At 68.1% G+C, this 12,792-nt stretch carries 11 protein-coding genes; all 11 read left to right on the forward strand.

Annotated features, from left to right (window positions below; genetic code table 11):
* The first annotated feature begins 542 nt into the window (after window positions 1-542).
* The 11 genes from A6A40_RS08265 to A6A40_RS08315 all read left to right on the forward strand — a co-directional run bounded on the left by A6A40_RS08265 (window position 543) and on the right by A6A40_RS08315 (window position 12,790).
* Window positions 543-1,040 (forward strand): division/cell wall cluster transcriptional repressor MraZ, encoded by a 498-nt coding sequence (locus A6A40_RS08265; RefSeq protein WP_063634978.1) that lies wholly within the window; start codon window positions 543-545, stop codon window positions 1,038-1,040.
* On the forward strand, window positions 1,040-2,017 hold the full coding sequence (gene rsmH, locus A6A40_RS08270; RefSeq protein WP_063634979.1) for a 16S rRNA (cytosine(1402)-N(4))-methyltransferase RsmH: 978 nt from the start codon (window positions 1,040-1,042) through the stop codon (window positions 2,015-2,017). The genes A6A40_RS08265 and rsmH overlap by 1 nt, the downstream gene beginning before the upstream one ends.
* Window positions 2,014-2,829, forward strand: coding sequence for a cell division protein FtsL (ftsL, locus tag A6A40_RS08275; RefSeq protein ID WP_063634980.1), 816 nt, complete (start codon window positions 2,014-2,016; stop codon window positions 2,827-2,829). The genes rsmH and ftsL overlap by 4 nt, the downstream gene beginning before the upstream one ends.
* Window positions 2,826-4,721 carry a peptidoglycan D,D-transpeptidase FtsI family protein gene (locus A6A40_RS08280; protein ID WP_063634981.1) on the forward strand — a complete coding sequence of 632 codons (1,896 nt, stop codon included), beginning with the start codon at window positions 2,826-2,828 and terminating at the stop codon, window positions 4,719-4,721. Before ftsL ends, A6A40_RS08280 begins: the two co-directional genes overlap by 4 nt.
* Entirely contained in the window at window positions 4,687-6,162 is a 1,476-nt protein-coding gene (locus A6A40_RS08285; RefSeq protein ID WP_063634982.1) for a UDP-N-acetylmuramoyl-L-alanyl-D-glutamate--2,6-diaminopimelate ligase, read from the forward strand. Before A6A40_RS08280 ends, A6A40_RS08285 begins: the two co-directional genes overlap by 35 nt.
* Window positions 6,159-7,667: a UDP-N-acetylmuramoylalanyl-D-glutamyl-2,6-diaminopimelate--D-alanyl-D-alanine ligase gene (locus A6A40_RS08290; protein WP_063634983.1), complete on the forward strand. Its 1,509-nt coding sequence runs from the start codon at window positions 6,159-6,161 to the stop codon at window positions 7,665-7,667. The genes A6A40_RS08285 and A6A40_RS08290 overlap by 4 nt, the downstream gene beginning before the upstream one ends.
* Before the next feature lie 9 nt (window positions 7,668-7,676).
* The gene (mraY, locus tag A6A40_RS08295) at window positions 7,677-8,762 is read left to right on the forward strand and encodes a phospho-N-acetylmuramoyl-pentapeptide-transferase (RefSeq protein WP_063634984.1); all 1,086 of its coding nucleotides are present in this window, start codon (window positions 7,677-7,679) and stop codon (window positions 8,760-8,762) included.
* Window positions 8,763-8,776: 14 nt separating this feature from the next.
* Window positions 8,777-10,186 carry a UDP-N-acetylmuramoyl-L-alanine--D-glutamate ligase gene (murD, locus tag A6A40_RS08300; RefSeq protein ID WP_063634985.1) on the forward strand — a complete coding sequence of 470 codons (1,410 nt, stop codon included), beginning with the start codon at window positions 8,777-8,779 and terminating at the stop codon, window positions 10,184-10,186.
* A complete protein-coding gene (locus A6A40_RS08305) occupies window positions 10,183-11,304 on the forward strand; it encodes an FtsW/RodA/SpoVE family cell cycle protein (RefSeq protein ID WP_063634986.1) in 1,122 nt (373 codons plus the stop codon). Before murD ends, A6A40_RS08305 begins: the two co-directional genes overlap by 4 nt.
* Window positions 11,301-12,542: an undecaprenyldiphospho-muramoylpentapeptide beta-N-acetylglucosaminyltransferase gene (murG, locus tag A6A40_RS08310; protein ID WP_063634987.1), complete on the forward strand. Its 1,242-nt coding sequence runs from the start codon at window positions 11,301-11,303 to the stop codon at window positions 12,540-12,542. Before A6A40_RS08305 ends, murG begins: the two co-directional genes overlap by 4 nt.
* Window positions 12,543-12,604: 62 nt before the next feature.
* Complete coding sequence (locus A6A40_RS08315) at window positions 12,605-12,790, forward strand: hypothetical protein (RefSeq protein ID WP_236783611.1); 186 nt, start codon at window positions 12,605-12,607, stop codon at window positions 12,788-12,790.
* Window positions 12,791-12,792: the final 2 nt, after the last annotated feature.

The following is a 12,792-nucleotide window of genomic DNA, read 5'->3' on the forward strand; positions in this document are numbered from 1 at the left end:
CCCCGCATCCCTCGGTTCGCCGGGCTTTCTCGCGGCCATCCCCAGGATGTGCACGGGCCCATCCACATTTTCCCCAGACTAATCCACAGCCGGTGGATAACTGTGGGGTGATTTCCCATGCCGTCCCATGCCCGACCGGCCTTTCCCACCCAAGGTCCTATGCCGTCGGAGGGGGTCGATTCGAGGGAACGCGAAACTATGGATCGGAGACATTTTCTTAAAATTTTGGAACGTTCGAGGAACGTGTGTGGATAACTTTATCCACATTGCTCGAGTCCAGCATAATACTGCGATGATTCAGAAATTTCGTACACCAACTTGCTCCAATGTCACAGCATGACTCGAAAGTCTTGACACCCCCGTCTGAATACTCGGGGGAGCGTTGACGCCCATGCCGTCCCATGCTATCCCAAGAATGCCCATTTAAGGGGGGCTCTTACCCATTCTGGTTAACACCGGGGGCGGGAGCTGAATGGGCCAAGCGGGGCTAGCGCGGAGCACCCGACCGCGCACGGGGGATAGCAGGGGGGATCGCCGGGCCTATGGCCGTTTTCCTGTCCACATACGTCAACAAGGTTGACAGGAAAGGGCGTGTGTCGATCCCGGCGCAGTTCAGGCAGTCGCTTGCCAAGACGTCGGCACCCAGCACCGTCTATCTCTGGCCATCGCTGAACCACCAGGCGCTGGAAGGCGCCGACCAGGACTATCTCGACGTCCTCTCCGAAAGCCTCGAATCCCCTGACCTCGATGCCGACGAGCGCGACATGATCGAGACCTTCATCTTCGGAAAGCTGATCCCCGTCTCTTCCGACGCCGAAGGCCGCATCGTCCTGCCCAAGGAGCTGGCGGAATTCGCCGGCATCACCGAGGAGGCCGCCTTCATCGGCCGCCGCAAGACCTTCCAGATCTGGGAACCCGACGCGCTGAAGGCCCACGAGGCCGCGCTCCGTGAGCAGGTCGTGCGCAAGGACATCTCCCTCAGCCAGATCGTCGCCAAGGCCTCCCGCGGCGCCGCCAACCGAAGCGGGGAGGGCGCCTGATGACCGGAAACACCCCCATCCACATTCCCGTCCTGCTGGACGAGGTGATCGCGGCATTGGCCCCGCGCGACGGCGGCCTCTATGTCGACGGCACCTTCGGCGCCGGCGGCTACAGCCGCGCCCTTCTGCGGTCCGCCTCCTGCCGCGTGATCGGCATCGACCGCGATCCCGCCGCGATCGAGCGCGGCCGCGCACTGGCCCTGGAGTTCCCCGGACGGCTGGAGGTGATCGAGGGCCGGTTCGGCGATATGGACCGGCTGCTGGCCGACCATGGCGTCGGGACGGTCGACGGCGTGGCGCTCGACGTCGGCGTCTCCTCCCCCCAGATCGACGAGCCCGAACGCGGATTCTCCTTCCGCTTCGACGGCCCGCTCGACATGCGGATGGGACGGGATGGGCCGACGGCCGCCGACGTGGTCAACGGCGCCGACGAGGCGGAGCTGGCCGACATCTTCTATCACCTGGGCGAGGAACGGATGGCGCGCCGCGTCGCCCGCGCCATCGTCGCCGCCCGCCGCGAGGCGCCGATCGAGCGCACGGCGCGGCTTGCCGACATCATCCGCTCCGTGGTGCCGAAGGGGAAGGGCGATGGGATCGACCCGGCCACCCGCAGCTTCCAGGCCCTGCGCATCCATGTGAACGACGAGCTGGGCGAACTGCGGCGCGGCCTGTCCGCCGCCGAGTCGCTGCTGGCGCCCGGCGGGCGTCTCGCCGTCGTCTCCTTCCATTCGCTGGAGGACCGCGAGGTCAAGGCATTCCTGCGGGAACGCTCCTCGCCGCCCTCCTCCCCGTCCCGCCACACGCCCGTGACCGCGGTCGCGGCGCATCACCCATCCTTCCGCCTGCTCTCCCGGAAACCCGTGGACCCGAGCGAGGCCGAAGCCCGTAACAATCCCCGCGCCCGGTCCGCCCGGTTGCGCGCGGCAGAGCGTACCGAGGCGCCCGCATTCGCGGCGCCCGGCAAGGAGGCAGCATGAAAGGCAAGACCTGGCTGTTCTGGGGCGGCCTGATCGCGGCCGCCGGTGGCGTGCTGTTCCAGACCAGCTACGACGTCCAGGATCTGGAGGAGAAGCTCGCCGGGCTGAACCGCAAGATCATCCATGAGCAGGAGTCCATCCAGGTCCTGAAGGCCGAGTGGAGCTACCTGAACGATCCGACCAAGCTGGAACAGATGGCCCAGTCCTATCTGGCGCTGCAGCCGACGGAGCCGCGCCAGTATCTGGCGATGGACCGGATTCCCATGCGTCCGGCCGACGCCGTTCCGCCGCCCGCCCCTGCCCTGCCCGGCCAGCCCGGTGCCGCTCCGCTGCCGCCGATGGTGCGCGCACCCGGCGCCGGAACCTCCCAGGTCGCTTCCGCCCGCGCGCCCGCCGTTCCCAACAACAGTGCCGCCGGAATCATTCCGGTCAGCGTGCCGGCGGCTGCGAAGCCGCTGCCGATGGACAAGGCGCTTGAACGCGCGGCGGTCGTCGTACCCGCCTCGCTGCCGTCGGGCGGCGGCCTTGCCGACCCGGCTCCCCGCGTCAAGCCCTCCGCCCTGGTGCCGGGTGCGGCCCGCGCGCCGGTGGAGAAGACTCCTGAGAAGGCGGCGCCCGACCGCGCCGCCGGCAAACTCGCTCCGAACGCCCCGACCGCGCCCAATCGGGCGACCGAGGTGGCGACCCGGCCGATTCCGCCCGCCGCGGCAGCGGCTCCCAAGGCCGCGGCGGCGGCCCAGCAGCAGCCCTACCAGCCCAAGCCGACCGACAGCCTGGGCCTGCTCGTCGCCCGGCTGGGGGTCAATCGATGAACGGTTACGACCACGGCGGCCCGGCCGGTTACGGCCAGCCCGGCGGCGGATCAGGTGGCGGCGTGCCCGGCAGCCCGGGCAGCACCTATGTCCCGCCGCCTGCGCCCTCGCCCTACCAGCAGCAGCCCCAGCAGCCCTCCGCCAAGCCGCGGACGTCCCTGGCGGTCGCACTGGAGCAGAGCCGCTACCGCCTGCTGGTGACGGCTGCCGTGGTCACGACGGTCTTCACCGCGATCAGCGTCAAGCTGGCGATGGCGACGCTGTTCGCCGGCGGCGGCGAGCCGCGCCAGCATGTGGCGCTGGAGGTGGACAACACCACCACCAACCGGGCCGACATCGTCGACCGCAACGGCAATCTGCTGGCGACTTCGCTGGTCACCCAGTCGCTTTTCGCCGATCCCAAGCTGGTCTCGCGCCCGGAAGAGGCCGCGCAGAAGCTGGTCAGCGTCCTGCCGGAACTGGACTACAAGGATTTGGTTGGCAAGCTCAGCGGCGACCGACGGTTCGTCTGGCTGAAGCGCAACCTGACGCCGAAGCAGCAGGCCGCCGTCCACCGGCTCGGCATTCCCGGCATCGCCTTCGAGCGGGAGGAGCGGCGCTTCTATCCGGCCGGCCCGCTGACCTCGCATGTGGTCGGCTTCACCGGCATCGACAACAACGGCCTCGCCGGCATGGAGCAGGGCTTCAACAAGCGCCTGACCGAAGATCCCGGCACGCCCCTGCAGCTGTCCCTCGACCTGCGGCTGCAGCATGTCCTGAAGAAGGAACTGGCCGCGACGGTTCAGGAGTTCAGCGCCATCGGCGCCGCCGGCATCGTCTTCGACGTGCGCACAGGCGAAGTGCTGGCGATGGTCTCGCTGCCCGACTTCGACCCGCAAGATCCGACCGGCCTCAACCCCGACACGCTGTTCAACCGGGCGACGCTCGGCGTGTACGAAATGGGTTCAACTTTCAAGATATTCAATTCTGCATTGGCGTTCGACACCGGTAGGATCCGTCCGTCCGACCTGTTCGACGCCAAGAATCCGGTCAAGGTCGGCCGATTCACCATCAACGACTACCACAGCCTGCATCGCGCCCTGACCGTGGCGGAAGTGTTCCAGCACTCCTCCAACCTCGGCTCCGTGCGCATGGTGCAGCAGGTGGGCATCGCGGCACAGAAGGCTTTCATGACCAGGATGGGCTTCACCAAGCCCACCGGTCTGGAGTTGCCGGAAAGCGGCTGGCCGCTGGTGCCCAACCCATGGCGCGAGGTCAACAGCTACACCATCTCCTTCGGCCACGGCATTTCGGTCAGTCCGATGCACACGGTTGCCGCCGCCGCATCCGTCATCAATGGCGGCCTCTTCCACAAGCCGACCCTGTTGAAGCGCAATTCGGACGCCGAAATTCCGACTGAACAGGTCGTGTCGCGACAGACCTCCGATTTGATGCGGCGCATGTTCCGCTTCGTCGTCACCGAAGGAACCGGCAAGTCAGCCGATGTAAAGGGCTATGTCGTCGGCGGCAAGACCGGAACCGCCGACAAGCAGAAGGGACGGCATTACCAGAAGAACTCGCGCATGTCGTCGTTCCTGGGCGCCTTCCCCATGCATGACCCGCGCTATGTCGTCTATGTGCTGGTCGACGAGCCGAAGGCCACGGCCAAGACTTACGGCTACGCCACCGGCGGCTGGGTCGCCGCTCCGGCCGCCGGCCGCATCATCAAGCAGATCGGCCCGTTGCTGAACGTGCCGACGGTGGACGAGAGTTCGCCCGAGATCCTGAACTCCACCTTCCTGAACGCCGCCGGCTCCACAAATTGGCAGCAATCCCTGCCACCGGTTTCCGCACCACCCCCATCGAAGGGAAGCACCGTTGCGTCTTTCCCAACTCAGACCAAGCCACGCTGACGCCGCTTCCGGCGCGGCCGACCCCGACATCGCCGGGCTGACCGCCGACAGCCGTGCGGTCAGGCCCGGCTTCGTCTTTGCCGCCCTGCCCGGCGTCAAGGCCGACGGTCGCGCCTTCATCGCCAACGCGCTCGACAAGGGTGCCGTTGCGGTGCTGGCCCCCGAGGGCACGGAGCTGCCCGCCGGCTCGACCGCCATCCTGCTGACCGATCCCCAGCCCCGCCTCGCCTTCGCGCGCATGGCCGCCGCCTTCCATGGCGGGCGCCAGCCAGAGACGGTTGTGGCGGTGACGGGCACCAACGGCAAGACCTCCACCGTCCAGTTCGCCGCCCAGATCTGGACCCGCATGGGGCTGCCAGCCGGCAGCCTCGGCACCCTGGGTCTGCTCGGCCCCGGCCTGCACGGGTATGGCGGAATGACGACGCCCGATCCGGTGTCGCTTCATCGCGACCTCGCCGCCACCAAGGATGCCGGGATCGATCATCTGGCGATGGAGGCGTCGAGCCATGGGCTGGACCAGTTCCGGTTGGACGGTGTGGCGATCCGGGCAGCCGGCTTCACCAACCTGACGCTGGACCATCTGGACTATCATGTCACGATGGACGCCTATCGCGACGCGAAGGCGATGCTGTTCCAGCGTATACTACCCTCAGGATGCACGGCCGTTCTGAATGCGGACAGTGACGACTTCCGTTTTTTTGCCGCAATTTGTAACGAACGTGGCCACCGGATCCTGTCCTATGGTCTCGACGGAACCGAGCTTCGGGTGATCGGGGTTGAACCGCGGGCCCATGGCCAACGCCTCTCCCTGTCGGTGTTCGGCCGCGACGTGACGGTGGACCTGCCGCTGGCGGGTCGCTTCCAGGCCTGGAACGTGCTCTGCGCACTGGGTCTGGTCATCGGATCCGGCGGCGACGCCGAGCGGGCGCTCGCCACCCTTCCCCTGCTGGAAGGCGTGCCGGGCCGGCTGCAGCATGTCGCGACCCACCCCAACGGGGCGACGGTCTACGTCGATTTCGCCCACACGCCCGACGCGCTGGAAACGGTGCTTCTGGCGCTGCGGTCGCATGCCTCGCGCCATCTGGTGACGGTGTTCGGCTGCGGCGGCGACCGTGACCGCAGCAAGCGGCCGCTGATGGGGGCGCTGGCGGCCAGGCTGGCCGACCGCGCCATCGTCACCGACGACAACCCGCGGACCGAGGATCCCGCCTTCGTGCGGGGTCAGGTGCTGGCCGGTGCCGCCGGGGAGCTGGCCGGCAGGCTGGAGGAGATCGGCGACCGGGCCGAGGCGATCCGCACCGCGGTGCGGCAGCTTCAGCCCGGCGACGTCCTGGTCATCGCCGGCAAGGGGCACGAGCAGGGACAGACGATCGGCACCGAGGTGCGTCCGTTCGACGATGCGGACGAGGCCCGGAAAGCCGTAGCGGAGGTTGGAGCATGAGCGACGAGACGGATAAGGCGATCCTCTGGACTGCGGCGGAAGCGGCAGCCGCCACCGGCGGGCGTCTGGCCGGCTCATCCGCCTGGACCGCCACCGGCGTGACCATCGACAGCCGCAAGGTTGCGCCCGGCGACCTGTTCGTCGCCATCCGCGGACCGAATTTCGACGGCCATGCCTTCGTCGCCGCCGCGCTGGCCGCCGGGGCCGCCGCGGCGCTGGTCGACCATCTCCCGGACGGGTTGCCGGCCAATTCGATTGAAGCCGCGCCGCTTCTGATCACGCCGGTCGATACGCTGGAGGCGATGGCGGCGCTGGGTGCCGCCGGGCGTGCCCGCTGCGGCGCGCGGGTCGTCGGCGTCACCGGATCCGTCGGCAAGACCGGCACAAAGGAAACGCTGCGCCATGTCCTGTCGGCCCAAGGGCCCACCTATGCCACCGAAGGCAGCCTGAACAACCATTGGGGCGTGCCGCTGTCGCTCGCCCGCCTGCCGGCATCCAGCACCTTCGGTGTGTTCGAACTGGGGATGAACCATGCCGGGGAGATCGGTCCGCTGTCGCGGCAGGTCAAACCGCATGTCGCCATCATCACCACGGTGGAAGCGGCGCATCTGGAGTTCTTCTCCGGTGTCGAGGCCATCGCGGATGCCAAGGCCGAGATCTTCGAAGGGCTGGATGCCGACGGCGTTGCCGTGCTGAACCGCGACAACGAGCAGTATGCCCGGCTGGCCGCCGCCGCAGGCCGCCACGGTCTGACCAATATCTGGAGCTTCGGCGCGCATGAGGAGGCGGACGCCCGCCTGATCGACTGCTCGCTGCACGCCACCTGCAGCGCGGTGACCGCGGTCATCCGCGGCGAGCGGCTGCAATATTGCCTGTCGCAGCCCGGCCGGCACTGGGTGATGAACAGCCTCGCGGTGCTTCTGGGGGTGAAGGCGCTGGGCGGCGACGTCGCCGCGGCGGCGCGCTCCCTGTCCAGCCTGCAGCCGGTCAAGGGCCGCGGCACCCGCAAGCGCATCAAGCTGCCCCAGGGCGCCTTCACCCTGATCGACGAGAGCTACAATGCCAGCCCCGCCGCCGTGGCCGCGACCCTGGAGGTGCTGGGCAAGATCGATCCCGGCGCCGGTGGACGCCGCATCGCCGTGTTGGGCGACATGCGCGAGCTTGGCGAGCGTGCCGATACGCTGCACATCGCATTGGCCGATCCTTTGCGCGCCGCGCAGGTCGATACCGTCTTCGCCTGCGGCCCGCACATGAAGGCGCTGTTCGACCGGTTGCCGGAAACCATGCGCGGCGCCTGGGCCGAAACCAGCGTGGAGTTGGCACCCATCGTGACCGCGGCCGTAAAAGGCGGCGACGTTATCATGGTCAAGGGGTCATTGGGCAGTCGTACAGGTCTGGTCGTCGATGCGCTCGCAGCACTCGACAGCGGACGCGAAAGCGAGGACAAAGCCGCCTCCCAACCCACCAACCAGCCGCAGGCGGCCGCGCAAGGCCCGCGAGGCTGACGGACCCAAATGCTCTACAACCTCCTCTTCGGACTGGCCGACGTCTTCACGCCGTTCAACCTGTTCCGCTACCTGACCTTCCGCACCGGCGGCGCCGTGATCACGTCGCTGGTCATCAGCTTCGTGTTCTTTCCGCGCCTGATCGCCTGGCTGAAGCGCAAGCAGGGCGAAGGACAGCCCATCCGCGCCGACGGGCCGGAGAGCCATTTCAAGAAGAAGGGCACGCCCACCATGGGCGGCCTGATGATCCTGATCGCCATGACGGTCAGCACCCTGCTGTGGGCCGACCTGACCAACGCCTATATCTGGATCGTCCTGCTGGTGACCATCGGCTACGGCCTGATCGGATTCGGCGACGATTACCTGAAGCTGACCAAGCGCAACACCAAGGGACTGTCCGGCCGCTTCCGCCTGGGATGGGAGATCGCCATCGGGCTGGTGGCATCGGCACTCATCATGTGGGTGTCGGCCCCACCGCTGTCAGGCGGCGTCGCCGTACCCTTCGTGAAGGATTTCCTGATCCAGCTGTCCTGGTTCTTCGTGCCCTTCGGCGCCTTCATCATGGTCGGCGCCTCGAACTCGGTGAACCTGACCGACGGGCTGGACGGGTTGGCCATCGTGCCGACGATGATCGCAGCCGGCTGTTTCGGCCTGATCTCCTACCTGTCGGGCAACGCCATCTTCGCCAACTACCTGCAAATCCATCATGTGCCGGGCTCCGGCGAACTCGCGGTGTTCTGCGGCGCCCTGGTCGGCGCCGGGTTGGGCTTCCTCTGGTACAATGCCCCGCCGGCCATGGTCTTCATGGGCGACACCGGGTCGCTGTCGCTGGGCGGTGCGCTCGGCGCCGTCAGCGTGGTGACCAAGCACGAGATCGTGCTGGCCATCATCGGCGGCCTGTTCGTGCTGGAAACCGTGTCGGTGATCGTGCAGGTGGCCTCCTTCAAGCTGACCGGCAAGCGGGTGTTCCGCATGGCGCCGCTGCACCATCATTTCGAGAAGAAGGGCTGGGCCGAACCGACGGTGGTGATCCGCTTCTGGATCATCGCCTCAATCCTGGCGCTGGTCGGCCTGTCCACCCTGAAGCTGCGCTGAGGGAGGCCACGGCGATGATCGACCTGTTCTATATGCAGGAGCTGCCCGTCGCGGTGATGGGGCTGGGCAAGTCCGGCCTCGCCACCGCCCGCGCGCTGCGCGACAGCGGGGCGGAGGTGCGGGTGTGGGACGACAACCCCGCCTCGCGCGCCGCCGCCGAGGCCGAGGGCTTCGCCGTGGTCGATCTCGCCACCGCCGACCTGTCGGACCTGACCACCATCGTCTGGTCGCCCGGCATCCCCCACAGCTTCCCCAAGCCGCACCCGGTCGCCGAGCGTGCCAAGGCCATGGGGATCGAACTGGTCTGCGACATCGAACTGCTGGGCCGGGCGGAACGCGACTGCGCCTTCATCGGCATCACCGGCACCAACGGGAAATCGACCACCACCACCCTCATCGGCCACATCATGGCCGCCGCCGGGCGCAGGGCCGTGGTCGGCGGCAATCTTGGCACGCCGGTGCTGACCTTCGATCCGATCGGGGCCGGCAACACTTGCGTCCTGGAGATGTCGAGCTATCAGCTGGAACTGACCCACTCCATCACCTTCGACATCGCCGTCCTGCTGAACATCACGCCCGACCACCTCGCCCGCCATGGCGGGATGGACGGCTACATCGCCGCCAAGAAACTGGTTTTCCACCGTCAGACCTGGCCGCGCACCGCGGTGATCGGCGTGGACGACGAGCATTGCCGGAAGATCCACGCCGACCTCGTGGCGGCCGGCGACCAGCGCATCTGGCCGGTCTCCGCCCTGGGGCCGATTGCTGGCGGCGTCTATGCCGCCGACGGCTGGCTGATCGACGACACCGACGGCGAGGCCGCCCGCGTGGTGGACCTCTCCACCCTGCCCACCCTGCTGGGCACCCACAACCGGCAGAACGCCGCCGCCGCCTTCGCCGCCTGCAAGGCCGCCGGCCTGCCGGTGCCGGCCATCGCCGCGGCGATGACGACCTTCCCCGGCCTCGCCCACCGGCAGCAGCTGGTCGGCGAGGCGGACGGCGTGCGCTTCGTCAACGACAGCAAGGCGACCAACGCCGACGCGACGGAGAAGGCTCTGGCGACCTTCGATCCGATCTACTGGATCCTCGGCGGACAGGCCAAGGACACCGGGCTGAACGGGCTGGAGGGATATATGGGCCGTGTCCGCCACGCTTTCCTGATCGGCGAGGCACAGGAACAATTCGCCGCATGGCTTGACGCGCAAGCCGTTGCTTATACACGGTGCGGAACGCTGGATATCGCAACCGCGAAGGCGGCCGGTCTGGCTCTGGCGGAACGGCTGGAGGGCTCTTGCGTGCTGTTGTCCCCAGCTTGCGCATCGTGGGATCAGTTTGCCAATTTCGAGCAGCGCGGCGAGGCGTTCGCAGCCTATGTCGCGGACATACTCGGCGCGCGCGCCGCGACGAGCGGGGGCGCTGAATGATCACCTTCGACCGTACCGACCAATCGATCTTCGGCCGCTGGTGGTGGACCGTCGACCGCTGGCAGTTGGGCGCCATCGCCCTGCTGATGTTCCTCGGCACGGTCCTGATCACCGCGGCAAGCCCGCCGGTCGCCGAGCGCATCGGCATCCAGGACACCTTCTATTTCGTCGAACGCCACCTGATGATGCTGATCCCGGCGATCATCATCATGGTCGGCGTCTCGCTGCTCAGTCCGCGCGGGGTTCGGCGGGTGGCGCTGGGCGTCTTCCTGTCCTCCGTCCTGCTTGTCTTCGCCACCCTGGTGGTGGGCATGGAGATCAAGGGGGCTCGGCGCTGGATCCACATCCCCGGCCTGTCGATCCAGCCGTCGGAGTTCGTCAAGCCCGCCTTCGCGGTGGTGGCGGCATGGCTGTTCTCGCTGTCGCGCACCAACCCCGGCTTCCCCGGCGCGCTGGTGTCGATCGTGCTCTACGGCATCACCGTGGCCGGACTGATCCTGCAGCCCGACCTGGGCATGACCTTCGTCGTCTCAGCCGTGTGGTTCACCCAATTCTTCCTGGCCGGGCTGAACCTGGTGCTGGTGATGGGTCTCGGCGGGCTGGGCGTGGTCGGGCTGATCGGCGCCTACTATACGCTGCCGCACGTCACCAGCCGCATCGACCGCTTCCTCGACCCCCATGCAGGTGACAATTATCAGGTCAACCGGTCGCTGGAGGCTTTCGCCAACGGCGGTCTGATGGGCACCGGCCCCGGCCAGGGCACGGTGAAGTTCTATCTTCCCGACAGCCATGCCGACTTCATCTTCGCCGTAGCCGGGGAGGAGCTCGGGTTGATCTTCTGCCTTGGGCTGGTGGTTTTGTTCGCATTCGTTGTGCTGCGTGGGTTCGCTCGTGTCTTCAACGACAACAATTATTTCGTTTTGCTGGCGACCGCCGGTCTTCTGATCCAGTTCGGGCTTCAGGCGGCGATCAACATGGGATCGTCCTTGCATCTTATGCCGACGAAGGGCATGACCCTGCCGTTCATTTCCTATGGCGGCTCCTCGCTGCTGGCACTCGGGTTCGGCATGGGCATGGTTCTGGCTTTGACACGCAAACGCTTCGGCCCTGCGGAATGAGGAGAGCGACGGATTTGGACCCCATCGCGCACAAGGCGATCGTGCTGGCCGCGGGCGGCACCGGCGGGCATATGTTCCCGGCCGAGGCGCTGGCGCGCGAGCTGCTGGCCCGCGGCCGCGCCGTGACGCTGGTGACCGACAAGCGCGGCCATGCCTTTGGCGACAACCTGCCGGAAGTGCCGGTCCATCGCATCCGCGCCGCCTCCCCCGGCGCCGGAATCGCCGGCAAGCTGAAGGCCGCCCTGCAGATGGGGCTGGGGTTGCTGGAAGCGCGCGCGCTGATGCGGCAGCTCGAGCCCGCCGCGGTGGTCGGCTTCGGCGGCTACCCGTCCGTTCCAACCGTCTATGCCGCCATCCAATCCAAGCTGCCGGCCCTGCTGCACGAGCAGAACGCCGTCCTCGGCCGCGCCAACCGGATGCTGATCGCGGGCGCCCGCCGCATCGCCGTCGCCTTCCCCGGCATCGAGAAGCTGGGCGAGGCGCAGCGCGCCAAGATCGTCCGCACCGGCAACCCGGTCCGTCCCGCCGTCGCCGCCCGCCGCCTCTCCCCCTACGAGGCGCCGCAGCCCGGCGGTCCCGTCCGCCTGCTGGTGATGGGCGGCAGCCAGGGCGCCCGCGTCTTTTCCGAGGTGATCCCCGCCGCGCTGGCCCTGCTGCCGGAGAACCTCCGCGCCCGCATCCATCTGGCGCAGCAATGCCGGCCCGAAGACCTGGAAGCCGCCCGCGATGCGCTGGAGCCGCTGGGCCTCGCCCGGCTGGAGCTGCAGACCTTCTTCCGCGACGTGCCGGAACGGCTGGCCGCCTGCCACCTCGCCGTCACCCGCGCCGGCGCTTCCACCATCGCCGAGCTGACCTGCGTCGGACGCCCGGCGATCCTGGTGCCCTACCCGCACGCCACCGACGACCACCAGACCGCCAACGCCCGCCATCTTGCCGAGGTCGGCGCCGCCTGGCTGGTGCCGCAGCCCGCCTTCACCGCGGGCGCACTGGCCGAACGGCTGTCCGCCCTGTTGGCCGACCCGCAGCCATTGTCCGCCGCGGCTCGGGCCGCCCATGGCTGGGGCACCGCCGACGCCGCCAGCGCCCTGGCCGACGCCGTTCTGGCGATGCTGGACGACGGCTTGCCGAAGCTACACGGCGCCGACGCCGGGTCCGACCCGACCACGACCGACCACGACCGATCCCACAACGCCCGGCGCTCATCCGCCGGCGCCAGCGCCAAGGGGGCCGCGGAATGATCAACAAAACCAGGTCTCTGACCCGACCGACGCCGCGCCCGCTGCAGGACTGGCCTGCGGACATGACCAGGACCGAAGGCGGCTGGTACAACCGTCCGGGCTGCCCGCTGGTGCCGCGCTTCCTCGCCGAAGGCGGGTTTCTGCGCGACCGCCTGTCGATGATCCACGGATCGCAACCCCTTCCCAACGACCTGTCCGACGGGGCGGTCGACGCCACCCTTCGCCTGATGCTTCGCCGCGGAAAGTAAGC

Source organism: Azospirillum humicireducens (assembly GCF_001639105.2).
In the GTDB taxonomy this organism is placed as follows: domain Bacteria; phylum Pseudomonadota; class Alphaproteobacteria; order Azospirillales; family Azospirillaceae; genus Azospirillum; species Azospirillum humicireducens.